11 protein-coding genes and 1 tRNA gene are annotated in these 12,165 nt (G+C 67.7%); 4 read left to right on the top strand and 8 right to left on the bottom strand.

Annotation, left to right across the window (positions count from 1 at the left end; genetic code table 11):
- Nucleotides 1-2 precede the first annotated feature (2 nt).
- On the bottom strand, nucleotides 3-704 hold the full coding sequence (locus Q0812_RS12935; RefSeq protein WP_302110766.1) for a P-loop NTPase family protein: 702 nt from the start codon (nucleotides 702-704) through the stop codon (nucleotides 3-5).
- Nucleotides 705-768: 64 nt separating this feature from the next.
- A complete protein-coding gene (locus Q0812_RS12930) occupies nucleotides 769-2,259 on the bottom strand; it encodes a GumC family protein (protein ID WP_302110765.1) in 1,491 nt (496 codons plus the stop codon).
- Between the two features lie 89 nt (nucleotides 2,260-2,348).
- Here Q0812_RS12930 and Q0812_RS12925 point away from each other — a divergent pair, with 89 nt between their 5' ends.
- Nucleotides 2,349-3,107: a polysaccharide biosynthesis/export family protein gene (locus tag Q0812_RS12925; protein WP_302110764.1), complete on the top strand. Its 759-nt coding sequence runs from the start codon at nucleotides 2,349-2,351 to the stop codon at nucleotides 3,105-3,107.
- On the opposite strand, the gene Q0812_RS12920 is transcribed toward Q0812_RS12925, so the two are convergent.
- Nucleotides 3,108-3,395 (bottom strand): sel1 repeat family protein, encoded by a 288-nt coding sequence (locus tag Q0812_RS12920; protein WP_302110763.1) that lies wholly within the window; start codon nucleotides 3,393-3,395, stop codon nucleotides 3,108-3,110.
- A gap of 164 nt (nucleotides 3,396-3,559) precedes the next feature.
- Complete coding sequence (locus Q0812_RS12915) at nucleotides 3,560-4,279, bottom strand: glutathione S-transferase N-terminal domain-containing protein (RefSeq protein WP_302110762.1); 720 nt, start codon at nucleotides 4,277-4,279, stop codon at nucleotides 3,560-3,562.
- Between the two features lie 148 nt (nucleotides 4,280-4,427).
- Between Q0812_RS12915 and Q0812_RS12910 the strand changes: the two genes are divergently transcribed.
- Both Q0812_RS12910 and Q0812_RS12905 read left to right on the top strand, forming a co-directional pair.
- Complete coding sequence (locus Q0812_RS12910; RefSeq protein WP_302110761.1) at nucleotides 4,428-5,024, top strand: RcnB family protein; 597 nt, start codon at nucleotides 4,428-4,430, stop codon at nucleotides 5,022-5,024.
- A gap of 157 nt (nucleotides 5,025-5,181) precedes the next feature.
- On the top strand, nucleotides 5,182-6,216 hold the full coding sequence (locus tag Q0812_RS12905) for an RcnB family protein (RefSeq protein ID WP_302110760.1): 1,035 nt from the start codon (nucleotides 5,182-5,184) through the stop codon (nucleotides 6,214-6,216).
- A 185-nt stretch (nucleotides 6,217-6,401) separates the two neighbouring features.
- Here Q0812_RS12905 and Q0812_RS12900 read toward each other — a convergent pair.
- From Q0812_RS12900 to lon, 3 genes are all read right to left on the bottom strand, one after another.
- Nucleotides 6,402-6,476: transfer RNA gene (locus Q0812_RS12900), tRNA-Val, on the bottom strand.
- Nucleotides 6,477-6,537: 61 nt separating this feature from the next.
- On the bottom strand, nucleotides 6,538-6,816 hold the full coding sequence (locus Q0812_RS12895) for an HU family DNA-binding protein (protein WP_302110759.1): 279 nt from the start codon (nucleotides 6,814-6,816) through the stop codon (nucleotides 6,538-6,540).
- 160 nt (nucleotides 6,817-6,976) lie between these two features.
- On the bottom strand, nucleotides 6,977-9,373 hold the full coding sequence (gene lon / locus Q0812_RS12890) for an endopeptidase La (protein WP_302110758.1): 2,397 nt from the start codon (nucleotides 9,371-9,373) through the stop codon (nucleotides 6,977-6,979).
- A gap of 374 nt (nucleotides 9,374-9,747) precedes the next feature.
- Between lon and Q0812_RS12885 the strand changes: the two genes are divergently transcribed.
- A complete protein-coding gene (locus Q0812_RS12885) occupies nucleotides 9,748-9,984 on the top strand; it encodes a con-10 family general stress protein (RefSeq protein WP_302110757.1) in 237 nt (78 codons plus the stop codon).
- A gap of 12 nt (nucleotides 9,985-9,996) precedes the next feature.
- On the opposite strand, the gene egtB is transcribed toward Q0812_RS12885, so the two are convergent.
- Entirely contained in the window at nucleotides 9,997-12,123 is a 2,127-nt protein-coding gene (egtB, locus tag Q0812_RS12880; protein ID WP_302110756.1) for an ergothioneine biosynthesis protein EgtB, read from the bottom strand.
- Nucleotides 12,124-12,165: the final 42 nt, after the last annotated feature.

Genomic DNA, 12,165 nt, shown 5'->3' with positions numbered 1-12,165 from the left:
GATCAGGCCGCGCCCAGCCGCCGCAGCAGCCGGGGCGCCTCTGGCGCGCGATTGAAGACGAGGCCGGCCATCCGGGCGCCGGCCGCTTCCAGTTCCGCGCGCAGCAGGGCGTGATCGTTGGCTTCGGAGGCATCCGCCGAGACGATCTGCACCACCTGGTCGGCCGTGCCCGCCAGCGTCAGGGCCAGGTCGGAACGGTCGGCGGCTGGGCAGTCGACCACGACGGTGTCGGCGTGGCCCCGCATGAGATTCCAATAGCCCGGCGCGCTGACCGCCTCGAGCCGATGGGACGGGGAGAGCCGATCGGTGCGCACCCTCGCCACCCACAGGCGTCCCCCAAGGCAAGGGCGCGCCGTCAGCAGCCGGCCAGGCGGCAAGGGCTTGCCCTCGCGATCCTTCAGGCGCGGATGGATGGCGAAGAAGGCGCTGCCGTCGGGCGAGGCCGAAGCCTCCCTGCCCAAGGCCCCGAAACGGTCTGGCTCCGCGGCGACCTCGGCCTGCTGCCGCGGCTCGCGGACGTCGCCGTCGACCAGCCAGACAGGCTTGCGCGCCCGCACGGCGGCCAAACGCGCAAACTCCCGCGCCACGGTGGAGGTCCCCTCGCCGGATCGCGCGGCCACGAACAGCAGCACCCGGCCGCGCCCTGCCCGGGCCGGTCCCAGCGCGCCCCAAAGCGCCGCCATTTCCGTGGTGAGATCTACCATCCGAATCGCTGCGCGCACCGAACACTGAACTGTAACACGCCGCCGGCCCGGCGCTTGCGCCGCCTCATCGTTTGTCCGGGGCCACGGCCAGCACAGGCATGGCCAGCGTCCGACCCGCCGAGCCCGCCGTCTGGAAGTTGCGCCGCATCAGGACACGCCCAAGCCCCACGCAAAGGGCGGTGAAGGCGGCGAAGAGGAAGGCCAGGGCCAGGGCGGGCCTTTTCAGGCTGGTCCCGCGAGAGGGGGGCGCCGCGCGCTCGATGACCACCACATTGCTGTCGCCGGCCCGGGCCAGATCAGCCGAAGCGCGGGTCTGGGCCTCGCGGGCGGCGAACTCGCGGATGTTTGACTGAAGCACGTCTCGCTCAGCGGCCAGGGAAACGTTGCGGGATTCCAGGTCCGTAAGCTCGGCCAGGCGCGCATTCAGCTGAGCCAGCTGCGCGTCAAGCGCGGCGCGGCGGCGAACCAGAGCGTCACGCTCAGCCTCCTCGCGGATGCGCGCGCCCTCCAGATCCTGCCAGACGGGATTGGGGCCGAGCCGCATGTCGCGAGTCCCGACCGAGGTTCCGCCCTGGACGTACTGGTCCAGCTGGGCGATGCGGGCCTCAATGTCGCGCACGGGCTGGGACGTGGGAAGGTAGCGCGACAGCAGCTGCTCGCGCTCCGTGCGCAGCTGCAGCAGCTGGTCCGAGGCGCTGAGGTTCAAGTCCTGCTGCAAGGTGATCTGAGGCGGGACGCCGGCCAGCTGGGCCCGCAGGGTGTTGAGTCGCCCCTCGCTCTGCTCCAGGAGGCTCTGAACCGAGGCCCGCTCGCCGAAGACGGTCTGGTAGGTGCTGGTCGCCGCCGCCTTGGCCGCCGCGAAATCGCCGATGCCGTTGGTCTGCAGGAAGCGCGCGTAGGCGTCGTCGGCGTTGCGCAGACGGTCCTCGATGGCCGTGCGCTGAACACTGTAGCGCCGCCCGTCGTCAGCGAAGACCTCGAGCCGGTAGGCCAGGTAGGTCTCGATCAGCTTGTTCAGGATCAGGGCCGCCGAATCCGGCCGCTCGTGCTTGAAGGCCAGATGCATGGTGCCCGACTCCGGGGCCGTCGAGACCTCAAGCCCCTGGCGCATCATGCGCAGCGCCTGGTCCTCGGCGAGGGCGCGAGCAGCGTCGCCGCCCTGGGCGCGCGTCTCCAGCTCAGGATCAAAGGCGGCCAGGCCCAGGGTGCGGATCACGCGCAGATGCAGATCGCGGCTGTTCAGGATCGCGACCTCGGACTGGACCACGTCGTCGATCGCGGGGATGGCGCCCCGCGCGGCGTCGCCGGCGCGCGGCTCATAGACGTATTCCTGCCCAAGGCGGACAAACAGGCTGGCGCCCGCGGTGTAGGTCTTGGGCAGCATCAGGGCCGCGCCCGCGCCCAAAACGAACAGCGCCAGGAAGACCACAATCATCAGCGGCAGCTGGCGCAGCGTCAGGCCGATCAGGTCGCCGATTCCATAGCGGGGCCGGGACCACACCGGGCCCGCCCGCGAATAGCCGCCTTCGCCTGGATAAACGGCGCTGGACCGCATGGGATTCCTGACCCGAAGCAACTGACGACGCACCCTCGGATGGTTCGCGTTAACCTTGAGTTACCCATTCCGGCAGAAGGCTCGGCGTCATGCTTCTTGGACGGCGACAGCTTGTGCTCCTGCTCGCGGCGGCTCCCCTGGCCGCCTGCGCCAGCGGCGGCTCTCGCATGCCCCTGCCGGCGGGCCATCGCCGCCCAGGACTGCTGCCCGATTTCGGAGCCGAAGAGCGCGACCGCTCGCAGGGCTTCGTCGACATCCCGTTCGCGGACTGGAGCGAGGCTGAGCCGGAATATCGTCTCTACCCCGGCGACCAGATCGACGTGCGTCTGCCCACGGCCACCGAGCTGAACCAACAGCCGCGCGTGGGGCCGGACGGCCGCATCGCCATGCCCCTTATCGGCCAGGTCATGGCCGCTGACCGCACCCTGGCGGAGCTTCAGGCCGATCTGTCGGACGCCTACGCCACGCAGCTGGTGCGGCCCATCGTGGAGGTGTCCCTGCGCGAGGCCGGGCCGCTGAAGGTGTTCGTCGGCGGCGAGGTCGGCCAGCCGGGCGTCTACGACATGCCCGGCGACATCGACGCGCTGCAGGCTGTCATCATGGCGGGCGGCTTTCGCCCCTCGGCCAACCGCGGAGAGGTGGCCCTGATCCGGCGCGGCGTCGGCGACCGTCGCATGCTGAGGAAGGTGGACCTGTCGGGACGCACGCCCGAGAACGTGGCGCTGCGCCGCTTCGACATTCTTTATGTCAGCCGCTCGGGGCTGGGCGAGCTGGCGGCTTTCATGAGCCAGATCCGCGACGCCCTGCCCATCGGATTCAGCTATTCGCTGAACGATCCGTACAGATAATCAGGCGACCAGCCGGGCCGAGCCGGCGTCCAGCCAGCGGCGGGCGGCGCGCTGCGCCTCAGCCACGTCTTCACGCTCCATCTCGCGCGACAGCTCATGGCGATAGACCTTGGCTTCGACCGAGCCCTTCATGGCGGCCAGGTTGAAGATCATGTGAGCCGAGACCAGGTCCATGGGCGCGCCGCCCTGGCCGGTCGAATACATCATGCCCAGCTTGAACAGCTCGTCCCCGCTCATCTCGGGGGTCGGCAGGGGCAGGCCTTCAGCCTGGTCCTCGTGCGCTTGCATCGTCGGTCCTCCACGCCGCTTCTGCGGCCCTCTTGTGGAGGATGAAACGCCCCGCCAGTGAAGGCAGGGTTAATCGGCGCGTTTACAGCCAATGTTTTTCGTAAAGCAAAAGTGAAGCGAATTTATACTGTTAAGGGCCGCGAAAGAGTTCGGAAATCAACGGTTCACCTTTGCGCTCGCTGACCGAACAGCATCCGCCGCGCCGCCTCGGCCTCCGTCCCTGAAGCCGCAAGATCACGCCGCAGCTCCTTGCCCACCGCACGGCCCTTCTGCACGGCGGGGCGGGCGCCGACCCGTTCGTGCCAGGCCTTCATGTGAGGAAAGTCCTCCAGGCTTTGCCCTTGGGCCTTGGGCAGGATCCAAGGCCAGATCGCCATATCCGCGATGGAGTAGTCGCCCGCGATGAACTCGCGGCTCTCCAGCCGGCGGTCCAGAACGCCATAAAGACGGTTCACCTCGTTCGTATAGCGCCGCACGCCATAGGCCAGGTGCCGCTGGTCATCCGTCATGGCGCGGGCGTAGCTGCGGAAATGATGCGCCTGACCGGCCATCGGCCCAAGTCCGCCCATCTGCCAGAACAGCCACTGCTCGACCTCAGCGCGGGCGCGCGTCTCCTGCGGATAGAACCGGCCCGAGATCCGCCCCAGATGCTGCAGAATGGCTCCGCTCTCGAAAATCGACAGCGGCCCGCCCTCTGCGGTCGGGTCGACCAGGGCAGGCATGCGGCCGTTCGGGCTGACAGCCTGGAACGCCGCACTGAACTGGTCCCCGCGTCCGATGTTCACCGGCGCGACCTCGTACGGGAGCTCCATTTCCTCGAGAGCGATGGTGATCTTCCAGCCATTCGGCGTCGGCCAGTACCAGAGCTGCATCGGCTGGGTCATCGGCGCATCTCCTCATGTGCGCGCCTGATGTCGGAAGCCGGGCGCGGCTCCGCAACCTGAATTCGCCGTTCAGGCGAGGTTCAGGCTCTGAAGCCTGAGCTAGGGTTAATGGCCGCCCGCGGCCGTTGAGTGTTCTTAGGAGGCCAAGATGAAGAAGCTGACCAAGGCGGCCATAGTCGGTCTGGTTCTGGCGACGACGGCCGTGCCGATGATGGCGGAGGCCCAGTCACGGGACGATCGCCGCGACCGGCGCGAGGATCGCCGTGATCGCCGCGAGGACCGTTGGGACCGTCGTGAGGACCGCTGGGACCGCCGGGAAGACCGGCGCGACGCCCGGCACGACGGGGGCCGCTGGGACCGCCGTGAGGACCGCTGGGATCGCCGTGAAGATCGGTGGGACCGTCGGGAAGACCGCTGGGATCGTCGCGAAGACCGTTGGGACCGCAACAACCGCGAATGGTGGCGCGGCCGCTCGGAGTTCCGCCACTACAACGGCCGGCGCAGCGGCTACTGGTATGCGCCCGGCTACGGTTATCATCGGGTGGAGCCGCGCTATTACGGCTATCGGTGGCGCCGCGGAGCCGTTGTGCCCTACGCCTACCGCAGCTATTATGTGCGTGATCCCTACTTCTATGGTCTGCGGCCGGCGCCCCGCGGCTATCGCTGGGTGCATGTCGACAACGACATCGTGCTGATCGCCCTGGCGACCGGCGTCATCGCGGACATCCTGTTCGACGTGTACTGACGGCGCGATCAAACCAGGAGGGCCCGGCGGCTGCGGTCGCCGGGCCTTTTTCGTGGCCGTTCAGCCTGCCCGTTAACGTTCAGCTTCGGTTCATGGCGCGCGGCTCACCTTTCGTTTCAAGGTCGCCGCATTGAGGGGGACCGTTGGAGTAGACGAAATGAAGAAGGTTCTGCTTACGGCCGTGTCGCTCGCCGTCATGACCGCCCCCATGGTGGAGGCCGCCGCCCAGGATCGGGGCGAGCGTCGTGGCGAACGCCGCGAGGGCCGGCGCCAGGAAAATCCGAGCCCGCCCCCCTCAGCCGAGGCGGATCAGCCGCCCCCGCCCCCGCAGCCCCGCCAGGAACGGCGTGAAAACCGCCAAGAGCGTCGCGACGAGCGTCGTGGGGAGCGCCCCGACAGGCCCGCCAATCCAGGCCAGCCCGACCGTCCCGGCGACCGGCGCGATCGCGGGGAGCGCCCTGGCGACAGGGATCGTGACGGACGCGGCGACCGCGATGGCCGCGGAGATCGCCCCGGCGACAGGGATCGTGACGGACGCGGCGACCGCGATGGCCGCAGAGATCGCCCCGGCGGCTGGGATCGTGACGGACGCGGCGACCGCGATGGTGGCGGAGATCGCCCCGGCGGCTGGGATCGTGACGGACGCGGGGACCGCGATGGTCGCGACGGACGCCCCGGCGGCTGGGATCGTGACGGACGCGGCGACCGCGATGGTCGCGGAGATCGCCCCGGCGGCTGGGATCGTGACGGACGCGGCGACCGCGATGGTCGCTGGGATCGTGACCGCGACGGGCGCGGTGATCGCTGGGAGCAGCGGCGCCGTAATCGGGACGAGCTGCATCGGCGCTGGAACCGTGACCACTGGCGGCGCGACTGGGAGCGGCGACACAGCCGCGACTGGTGGCGGAGGCATTCGGCCTGGCGCGGCTTCACCGGTCTTCGGCTGAACTTCTATTTCGCGCCGGGGTACGGCTACTACAACGTGCCGCGCGCCTACTGGGGCATGCGGTTCCGCGAGGGCGACTACGTCCCCAGCTACTTCTGGCAGTACCAGGTACGGGATCTGGGCCTGTTCGGCCTGCCCTACCCGCCGCCGGGAACCATGTGGATCTTCGTCAACAATGACATTCTGCTCGTCGACCGCTTCGACGGCTATGTCATCGACGTGATCCCCCAGGTCTGGATCTGGTAGTCCGTTTTTCCTCCCCGGAATGACGAAGGCCCCGGCGGCGACGCCGGGGCCTTTTTCTGGAGCCTGATCGGTTGAGGTGGAATCGCTTCGCGATTCCGCCGATGCCGTGCATCAGGCTCTCACTAAGTTCTGGACCGAAATCTGAGCCTCGTTGGAGCAGGTCCAACTCAATCGATTTCGGTCCGTGGTGGGCGGAGAGGGGATCGAACCCCCGACCCTCTCGGTGTAAACGAGACGCTCTACCGCTGAGCTATCCGCCCAAAAGCGAAGGGCGCGGACGTAACCGTCCGCGCCCCGCCTGTCCAGAAGGACTGGTCTGACTTAGCGGCCGTTCAGCGCGCTCTTCAGGCCCTCGCCGACCCGGAAACGCGCCGTCTTGGAAGCCGGACGGTTCACGGTCTCGCCCGTGCGCGGGTTGCGCGCGGTGCCCGCCTTGCGGGTCACGGCGGCGAAGGTGCCGAAGCCGACCAGACGCACGTCCTGACCATTCTTCAGAGAGTCGACCACGCTGTCGGTGAAGGCGTCGACGGCCTTTTTGGCCTGATCGCGGCTGATGCCGGCCTTGTCCGCCACAGAGGCGATGAGTTCCGCTTTCGTCATCTTGTTCTCCCAGCCCTGATTATCGGCGCCCGGCCGTCCCCCGACGACTCGGCTACGCCTTCGCTGTGCAGGCATAAGAGACGGCTTTTTCCCTCGCGTCAAAAGGGAAAGAGGCCGCAAGCGGCCTCTTTCTTAGGAATTTCCACAAGCGATGCGCTGCTTAGTGGCTGATCGCGGCTTCCGGACCGCCCAGGGGCGGCGTCGCGGGCGGCAGGGGCTCGGCCGCTTCGTCCCATTCCACCGGCGCCAGGGTGCCGGTCAGAGCCCACTTCAACGCCTCGTCGGCGGTCGAGATCGGCACGATCTCAAGCGCGTCCTTCACGTTCTGTGGCACGTCGGCCAGATCCTTTTCGTTCTCTTCCGGGATCAGCACCGTCTTCACCCCGGCGCGGAGGGCCGCGAGAAGCTTTTCCTTCAGGCCGCCGATGGCGGTCACCCGTCCACGCAGGGTGATCTCGCCGGTCATGGCGATATCCTTGCGGATAGGCACCCCTGTCAGGACCGAGACCATGGCCACGGTCATGGCCACGCCGGCGGAGGGGCCGTCCTTGGGCGTCGCGCCGTCCGGCACGTGCACGTGAATGTCGGTCTTCTCGAACACCGGCGGCTTCACGCCGAAGCTGAGCGCGCGGGCGCGCACATAGGACGCGGCCGCAGAGATCGACTCCTTCATGACCTCCTTCAGGTTGCCGGTCACAGTCATTCGGCCGCGGCCCGGCATCTTGATGGCTTCGATGGTCAGAATGTCTCCACCGAACTCGGTCCAGGCCAGGCCCGTTACGATGCCCACCTGATCCTCGGCGTCCGTCTCGCCGTAGCGGTACTTCTTGACGCCCGCGTACTTGGCCAGACGCTCGTCGTCGATGGTGATCGAAGTGAGCTTTTCGCGCGCCAGATCACGGACCGCCTTGCGCGCCAGAGCGCCCAGCTCGCGCTCGAGCGAGCGTACGCCGGCCTCCCGCGTGTAGTAGCGGATCAGGTCGCGGATCGCCTTCTCCGGAACGATCCACTCCGCGTCGGTCAGGCCGTGATCCTTGGCCAGCTTGGGCAGGATGTGGCGCTTGGCGATCTCGACCTTCTCATCCTCGGTATAACCGGCGATGCGGATGATCTCCATGCGGTCCAGCAGGGGCTGGGGCATGTTCAGGCTGTTGGCGGTGGTGACGAACATCGTCTGGGACAGATCGTAGTCCACCTCCAGATAATGGTCGGCGAAGGTGGAGTTCTGGGCCGGGTCCAGCACCTCGAGCAGCGCCGAGGCCGGATCGCCACGATAGTCGGCGCCCATCTTGTCGATTTCGTCCAGCAGGAAGAACGGATCGACGGCCTTGGCCTTCTTCATTGACTGGATCACGCGGCCAGGCATCGAGCCGATATAGGTGCGGCGGTGACCGCGGATCTCGGCCTCGTCGCGCACCCCGCCCAGCGACAGGCGCACGAACTCGCGGCCCGTGGCCTTGGCGATCGAGCGGCCCAGCGAGGTCTTGCCGACGCCAGGCGGACCGACCAGGCACAGGATCGGGCCCTTCAGGCTGTTGGTGCGCGCCTGCACGGCCAGATACTCAAGGATGCGCTCCTTGACCTTCTCTAGCCCGTAATGGTCCTCGTCGAGGATCTCCTCGGCCTTGGCCAGGTCGATCTTCTTCGGCTTGGCCTTGCCCCACGGAATCGACAGCAGCCAGTCGAGATAGTTCCGCACGACCGTCGACTCCGCCGACATGGGGCTCATGTTGCGCAGCTTCTTGACCTCGGCCTCGGCCTTGGCGCGCGCCTCCTTGGACAGCTTGGTCTTGCGGATGCGCTTTTCCAGCTCGAGGATTTCGTCGCGCTGGTCGTCGGTCTCGCCCAGCTCGCGCTGGATCGCCTTCATCTGCTCGTTCAGATAGTATTCGCGCTGGGTGCGCTCCATCTGGCGCTTCACGCGGCTGCGAATCTTCTTCTCGACCTGAAGGACGCTGATCTCACCCTCGATGAGGCCATAAATGCGCTCAAGCCGGCGCGGAGCTGAGGGCTCCTCCAGCAGCGCCTGCTTGTCGGCGATCTTCACCGACAGGTGCGCCGCGATAGAATCGGCCAGCTTGGCCGGATCGGTGATCTGGGGCGTGGCCTGAAGGGCCTCAGGCGGGACCTTCTTGTTCAGCTTCACGTAGTTCTCGAACTGCTCGATCACAGCGCGAGACAGGGCTTCGGCCTCTTCCGGCGCGCCCGGGTCTTCCTCAAGGTCGCGGACCTCGGCTTCGAAGAACTCGTCCCGTTCGGTGAAGCCGACCACCTGAGCGCGGCGGCGGCCTTCGACCAGCACCTTGACCGTGCCGTCCGGCAGCTTCAGCAGCTGGAGCACCGTCGCCAGCACGCCTACGCCATAAATGGCCTTGGGATCAGGCTCATCGTCCGCGGAGTTCATCTGCGTGGCCAGCAGGATCTGCTTGTCGCCGCGCATTACGGCGTCCAGGGCGCGCACCGACTTCTCGCGGCCTACGAACAGCGGCACGACCATATGCGGGAAGACGACGATGTCCCGGAGCGGCAGGACCGGCAGGATTTGGGACTCAGACATAGGCTCTCATTCTCCGTCGGCAGGCTAACGCCCGCCCCGCAGCCTGGTTCTGACGCGACACGCTCCAGCCTGGGCTCAGGCGTCGCCAAACGGGCGACTCTCTTGAAGAGTATGTGGAGGCCATCGCCCCCGGTTCAAGCTCGACCGCCCGGCATGCCGCGATCCATCCACGGACTTCGCGCCCGGAACGACTACGGCCGGGCTGTTTAGCAGGCTTGTTAGCAAGATTGCGCGAGACCCCGGCCCCGGGTCGGACCGGACTCGCAGAGCGGCGCCTGCGTCCATGGGCCCCATCAATAGTGGCGCTCTGGCCGGAACCACCTTCGCCGAGTCGGGGTTACGCCCCTCGAACACACCCCTCAGGGAGCTTCGAGATGGCCGAAGGGCAAACGAATCAACGATCTGGAGTGTCGCGTCGAGGCTTCGCCTCGATGGATCCGGAACGGCAGCGCGAGATCGCCCGCAAGGGCGGCGCCAGCGTCCCCAGCGAGAAGCGCAGCTTCTCTCAGGATCGCAACCTGGCGGCCGCCGCCGGGCGCAAGGGCGGAGAGGCGTCGACCGGCACGCGACGCCGGGGCGCGCGCGAAGACGGGCGCAACGGCGGCCAGTAAGGCCGCTCCCTCTCAGGCGCGCAGCAGGGCGAGCGCGAACCAGTCCTTCGGGTCGGTCCAGACCCGCTCGACCGACCAGCCGCCCTGGTGCGCCAGCCGTTCGAGATCAACGCGCTCGAACTTGTGGGAGCTTTCGCTGTGAAGGCTCTCGCCTCTGGCGAAACGGAAGCTGCGCCCCGCGACGCTGACAGTCTGATCCGTCAGGCTGACCAGATGCATCTCGATGCGTTTGAGGTCGGCGTTCCACACGGCCCGATGCTTGAAGCGGGCGAGGTCGAAGTCGGCCCCCGTCTCCCGATTGGCCCGCTCCAGCAGGTTCATGTTGAAGGCCGCAGTGACGCCCCGGGCATCGTCGTAGGCGGCTTCCAGGACGCTCACGTCCTTGACCAGGTCGACCCCCAGCACCATCCACGCCCCCTCGCCGGCCGCCTTGCGGGCGCGCGTCAATAAGGCTGCGGCCTCGTCAGGCTGGAAGTTGCCGATCGTCGAGCCCGGGAAGAAAACCAACCGGTCACTCGCCGCATTTACGCGCGGCACGTCGCGCGTGAAGTCCGCCTCCACCGGCGCCACCTCCAGATCGGGATAGTCGCGGCGAAGGGCTTCGGCGGCCGCCTCCAGCGCCGAGGGGCTAATGTCGATGGGGATGTAGCGGCTGACCTGCGGCGCGGCGTCGAGCAGCAGACGCGTCTTCTCGCTGGCCCCGCTGCCCAGTTCGATGAGCGTCGCCCCCGACCCCAGCCGGGCGGCGATCTCGGGCGCGATACGCCGGAGCAGCGCCGTCTCGGTGCGCGTCGGATAATACTCGGCCAGATCCGTGATCTGCTCGAACAGCTCTGAGCCGCGGGCGTCGTACAGCCACTTGGGCGACAGGGTCTTTGGCGAGGCCGACAGGCCCTCGATCAGGGCCGCGGTGAAGTCGTCCGGCTGGGGCCGGCGGGCCGGTCGCTGCCGATCGGCGGCCAGCCGCAGTCCCAGGAACTGCCAGCGCTGATGCGGATAGAAGAAGGTTCGATAAGTGGCGCGCGTATGCCCGGGCGACGTGGCGAAGGAGCCGCCCCGCGCCACCATCTGATTGCACATGAACTTGCCGTTGTACTCGGCGACTACGCCGGGCTCGGGCTGGAACCCCGGATAGGGCGTATAAGCCGAGGCGGTCCACTGCCAGACGCCGTCGTAAACCTGGCACAGCCCGGCCTTCGACGCCGCCACTTCCCACTCGAACTCTGTCGGCAGGCGCTTGCCGGCCCACCGCGCGAAGGCGTCCGCCTCGTAGAAGCTGATGTGCGAAACCGGCAGCGACGGATCGATGGGCGCCCGACCCTGCAGAGTGAACTGGCTCCAGTCCCCGTCGTCCCGACGCCAGTAGCCCGGCGCGCGCCAGTTTTCCGACTGGACCGCCGCCCACCCGTCCGACAGCCAGAGCTCGGGCCGCCGATAGCCCCCGTCCTCCATGAAGGCCAGCCACTCGCCGTTGGTCACCAGCCGGTCGCTGATCTCGAAATCTCGGACCAGAGCGTCGTGTCTCGGCTGCTCGTTGTCGTAGGCGAAGCCGACGTGATCGGCTCCCACCGGGTACACGCCGCCCTCGATCGCGAGGAACCGCCCCTCGCCTGTCGCGGCTTGCAGCCTGGGCGCCGGCCCATAGGCCGGCTCAAGGGGAGAGCAGGAAAACAGGTGCAGCACGTCTGTCAGGATCAACTCCTGGTGCTGCTGCTCGTGTTGGAGGCCCAGCTGCACCAGCCCATCCAGCTCACCTGCAGGAGCCGGCCGGCTGAGCAAGTCGGCCATAGCCTCGTCGACTCGCGCCCGATACGCCATGACCTCGGCTCGGGAGGGGCGGGTCAGCAGGCCTCGAGAGGGGCGCGCCACGCGCTCGCCCACGGCCTCGTAGTACGAGTTGAAGAGGCGGTCATGGATGGGATCGACGGCGCGCCCGGTCTTGGCCAGGACCACCCGCTCGAAGAACCAGGTGGTGTGCGCCAGATGCCATTTGACCGGGCTCGCATCCGGCATCGATTGGGCGACGCAGTCCTCGTCGGACAGCGGCCTCGCCAAGGCTTCGGTACATGCACGCACGCGCCGATACTCATCAAGGCTGACGGTCCAGCCTGGACACAGGGAGGTGAGAGGCGCGTTCAAAATCCGCGCGCCCTGTTCAGTGCTCTCATTGCCTTCCCCTCT

This window comes from Peiella sedimenti, assembly GCF_030504955.1.
Lineage (GTDB): Bacteria > Pseudomonadota > Alphaproteobacteria > Caulobacterales > Caulobacteraceae > Brevundimonas > Brevundimonas sedimenti.
The sequence above is the reverse complement of the archived record's forward strand: the minus strand, read 5'-3'. Positions and strand labels throughout refer to the sequence as shown.

Coding starts and splice junctions, on each gene's coding strand:
- Q0812_RS12935 (WP_302110766.1), bottom strand. CDS start 704: ATGGTAGATCTCACCACGGAAATGGCGGCGCTTTGGGGCGCGCTGGGA.
- Q0812_RS12930 (WP_302110765.1), bottom strand. CDS start 2,259: ATGCGGTCCAGCGCCGTTTATCCAGGCGAAGGCGGCTATTCGCGGGCG.
- Q0812_RS12925 (WP_302110764.1), top strand. CDS start 2,349: ATGCTTCTTGGACGGCGACAGCTTGTGCTCCTGCTCGCGGCGGCTCCC.
- Q0812_RS12920 (WP_302110763.1), bottom strand. CDS start 3,395: ATGCAAGCGCACGAGGACCAGGCTGAAGGCCTGCCCCTGCCGACCCCC.
- Q0812_RS12915 (WP_302110762.1), bottom strand. CDS start 4,279: ATGACCCAGCCGATGCAGCTCTGGTACTGGCCGACGCCGAATGGCTGG.
- Q0812_RS12910 (WP_302110761.1), top strand. CDS start 4,428: ATGAAGAAGCTGACCAAGGCGGCCATAGTCGGTCTGGTTCTGGCGACG.
- Q0812_RS12905 (WP_302110760.1), top strand. CDS start 5,182: ATGAAGAAGGTTCTGCTTACGGCCGTGTCGCTCGCCGTCATGACCGCC.
- Q0812_RS12895 (WP_302110759.1), bottom strand. CDS start 6,816: ATGACGAAAGCGGAACTCATCGCCTCTGTGGCGGACAAGGCCGGCATC.
- lon (WP_302110758.1), bottom strand. CDS start 9,373: ATGTCTGAGTCCCAAATCCTGCCGGTCCTGCCGCTCCGGGACATCGTC.
- Q0812_RS12885 (WP_302110757.1), top strand. CDS start 9,748: ATGGCCGAAGGGCAAACGAATCAACGATCTGGAGTGTCGCGTCGAGGC.